2 protein-coding genes are annotated in these 3,650 nt (G+C 69.6%); one reads left to right on the top strand and one right to left on the bottom strand.

Annotated elements, in window-relative coordinates; genetic code table 11:
• Positions 1-829 (bottom strand): metal-dependent hydrolase (locus ACFXA3_RS38520; protein WP_385195348.1); only part of this gene is annotated, 829 nt, incomplete at its 3' end.
• 145 nt (positions 830-974) lie between these two features.
• On the opposite strand from ACFXA3_RS38520, the gene ACFXA3_RS38515 reads away from it, so the two are divergent.
• Positions 975-3,497: a DEAD/DEAH box helicase gene (locus tag ACFXA3_RS38515; RefSeq protein WP_385195346.1), complete on the top strand. Its 2,523-nt coding sequence runs from the start codon at positions 975-977 to the stop codon at positions 3,495-3,497.
• Positions 3,498-3,650 lie beyond the last annotated feature (153 nt).

Raw genomic sequence — 3,650 nt, 5'->3', positions numbered from 1 at the left:
TTTTTTTAAACGAGACGCGCCCACGCCCGCACGCCACCTCCAACACCCCGCGCGCCCCCCCCCCCCCCACGCCGCCGAGCAGCATGAACACGGGCATGAGGACCTTGAGCTCCACCCAGCTGCCGGCCCGGAAGCGCATGCCCTTGGGCGGGCCGATGGGGTACCAGCGCTTTCCTGCGATCGGGAGGGGCCACAGGATGGGGCAGCCGGAGACGGTCAGGGCGTCGCCGATGTCGTGGACCAGGGCGCCGAGCAGGATCGGCAGGCCGAGCCAGAGGTATTCCTGGCCGGGGCCGGTGAACAGCCACCCGGCGCCGTTGCCGGGCTGGTCGAGGACGCCCGCCAGGATCCAGGCGCTGGTGGCGCCCAGCAGCCAGACGAGGACGTCGCTGGACATCCGGGCGGCCCGCCACAGCAGGCCTTCGACGGCCAGGACCAGGTGGACGAAGAGCAGGACGAGCACGCCCCAGCGGTCGGTGGTGACCGCGAGCGCGGAGGAGCCGGCGCCGATGAGGACGGCCCACAGCCACGTGTGCGTCAGGGTGCGGTGGCCGCCGGTGCGGCGGGCGTCCTTGGGGGCGCGGGTGGCCTTGTAGACGGCGTAGGAGATCTTGTCGACCACCTCGCACAGGCCCCGGGAGAGCGGGCCGAAGGCGCGCGAGATCGTCGCCGACTTGTGGTCCAGGTCCGGGGCGAGGGCGGCGCCGGCGCAGATGAGTGCGCCGACGACGAGGACCGGCCAGGGCATCGGGTGTCCGGCGGCCGCGGCCGCCGCTCCCACCCCCAGCCAGGCTGCCGCCCCGGACAGTGAGTGCGCCGGACCCATCATGGTCGTTCCCCGCCCCAGTCGTGTGGTGGTCGGGCCCTGTTGACGGTTTCGTTCGGGCCCGGTCAACGGCACAGCGTACCGGCGGTGATCTTCGATGCGTCCGCCGGTTCCCTCTTATGGCAGGAAGCCAGGCAAGATGGGGGGTGTGACCCTCATTGATCAGCTCCCGCCGAACGCCGACCCCGACGCCCTCTTCGAGGCTTTCTCCTCGTGGGCGGAGGATCAGGGCATCACCCTGTACCCGGCTCAGGAGGAGGCCCTGATCGAGGTCGTCTCCGGGGCGAACGTGGTCCTGTCCACTCCGACCGGCTCCGGCAAGAGCCTCGTCGCGGCCGGCGCGCACTTCACCGCCCTCGCCCAGGACAAGGTGACCTTCTACACCGCTCCGATCAAGGCGCTGGTGTCGGAGAAGTTCTTCGACCTGTGCAAGCTGTTCGGCACCGAGAACGTCGGCATGCTGACCGGCGACGCCTCCGTCAACGCGGACGCCCCGGTGATCTGCTGCACCGCCGAGGTGCTGGCCTCCATCGCCCTGCGCGACGGCAAGTACGCCGACATCGGCCAGGTCGTCATGGACGAGTTCCACTTCTACGCGGAGCCGGACCGCGGCTGGGCGTGGCAGATCCCGCTGCTGGAGCTGCCGCAGGCGCAGTTCGTCCTGATGTCGGCGACCCTCGGCGACGTGAAGCGGTTCGAGGAGGACCTGACCCGCCGGACCGGCCGCCCGACCTCGGTGGTCCGCTCCGCGACGCGGCCCGTCCCGCTGTCGTACGAGTACGTCACGACGCCGATCACCGACACGATCACCGAGCTGCTGGAAACCCGGCAGGCCCCGGTGTACATCGTGCACTTCACGCAGGCGCAGGCGGTCGAGCGGGCGCAGTCGCTGATGAGCATCAACATGTGCACCCGCGAGGAGAAGGACAAGATCGCCGATCTGATCGGCAACTTCCGCTTCACCACCAAGTTCGGCCAGAACCTGTCCCGCTACGTCCGGCACGGCATCGGCGTCCACCACGCCGGCATGCTGCCCAAGTACCGGCGCCTGGTCGAGAAGCTGGCCCAGGCCGGGCTGCTGAAGGTGATCTGCGGTACCGACACCCTCGGTGTCGGGGTCAACGTCCCCATCCGCACGGTGCTGTTCACCGCACTCACCAAGTACGACGGCAACCGGGTCCGCACCCTGCGCGCCCGCGAGTTCCACCAGATCGCCGGCCGCGCGGGCCGGGCCGGCTTCGACACGGCGGGCTACGTGGTCGCCCAGGCGCCCGAGCACGTCATCGAGAACGAGAAGGCCCTCGCGAAGGCCGGCGACGACCCGAAGAAGCGCCGCAAGGTGGTGCGCAAGAAGGCCCCCGAAGGCTTCGTCGCCTGGTCGGACACCACGTTCGAGAAGCTCATCGCCGCCGACCCGGAGCCGCTCACCTCGCGGTTCAAGGTCACCAACATCATGCTGCTGTCGGTCATCGCCCGTCCGGGCGACGCCTTCCAGGCGATGCGCCACCTCCTCGAGGACAACCACGAGCCGCGCAAGGCCCAGCTGCGGCACATCCGCCGGGCCATCGCGATCTACCGCTCGCTGCTGGACGGGGGCGTCGTCGAGAAGCTCGACACCCCGGACGCGGAAGGCCGCACCATCCGCCTCACCGTCGACCTCCAGCAGGACTTCGCGCTCAACCAGCCGCTGTCCACGTTCGCGCTGGCCTCCTTCGACCTGCTGGACCCGGAGTCCCCCTCCTACGCGCTGGACATGGTCTCCGTCGTCGAGTCCACGCTGGACGACCCGCGCCAGATCCTGGCGGCCCAGCAGAACAAGGAACGCGGCATCGCCGTGGGTGCGATGAAGGCCGACGGGATCGAGTACGAGGAGCGGATGGAGCGCCTCCAGGACGTCACCTATCCCAAGCCCCTCGAAGAGCTCCTCTTCCACGCCTACGACGTGTACAGCAAGAGCCACCCGTGGGTCCGCGACCACCCCGTCTCCCCCAAGTCGATCATCCGCGACATGTACGAGCGCGCGATGACCTTCACCGAGTTCACCTCCTTCTACGAGCTCGCCCGCACCGAGGGCATCGTGCTGCGCTACCTGGCGAGCGCCTACAAGGCGCTCGACCACACGATCCCCGACGACCTGAAGTCCGAGGACCTCCAGGACCTCATCGCCTGGCTGGGCGAGCTCGTCCGCCAGGTCGACTCCAGCCTGCTCGACGAGTGGGAGCAGCTGGCGAACCCGGAGGTGGAGACGGCGGAGCAGGCCCAGGAGAAGGCCGACCAGGTCAAGCCGGTCACGGCGAACGCGCGCGCCTTCCGCGTCCTGGTCCGCAACGCCATGTTCCGCCGGGTGGAGCTCGCCGCTCTGGACCACGTCGACGAGCTGGGCGAGCTGGACGGCGAGTCCGGCTGGGACGCCGACGCCTGGGGCGAGGCCATGGACGCGTACTGGGACGAGTACGACGACCTGGGCACCGGCCCCGACGCCCGCGGCCCGAAGCTGCTCCAGATCGAGGAAGACCCGGCGCACGGCCTGTGGCGCGTCCGGCAGACGTTCGCGGACCCCAACGGGGACCATGGCTGGGGCATCAGCGCCGAGGTCGACCTCGCCGCCTCCGACGAGGAGGGGCGTGCGATCATCCGGCTTACCTCGGTCGGTGAGCTCGGCGTGCTCTGACCTCCCCCGGACGTCGTCCGGGGGGACCCCCGACCCGCAAGCGACCGGCCCCGACAGTGGAGAACCTCTGATGACGAACCCTGCCGAGAGACTCGTGGGCGTGGCGCGGCCCGAGCAGAAAGAAGTGACACAAAAGGAGTCTGATAAACAAAA

This window comes from Streptomyces sp. NPDC059456 (assembly GCF_042750055.1).
Taxonomy (GTDB): domain Bacteria; phylum Actinomycetota; class Actinomycetes; order Streptomycetales; family Streptomycetaceae; genus Streptomyces.
This window is presented reverse-complemented; position numbering and strand designations above follow the sequence as displayed.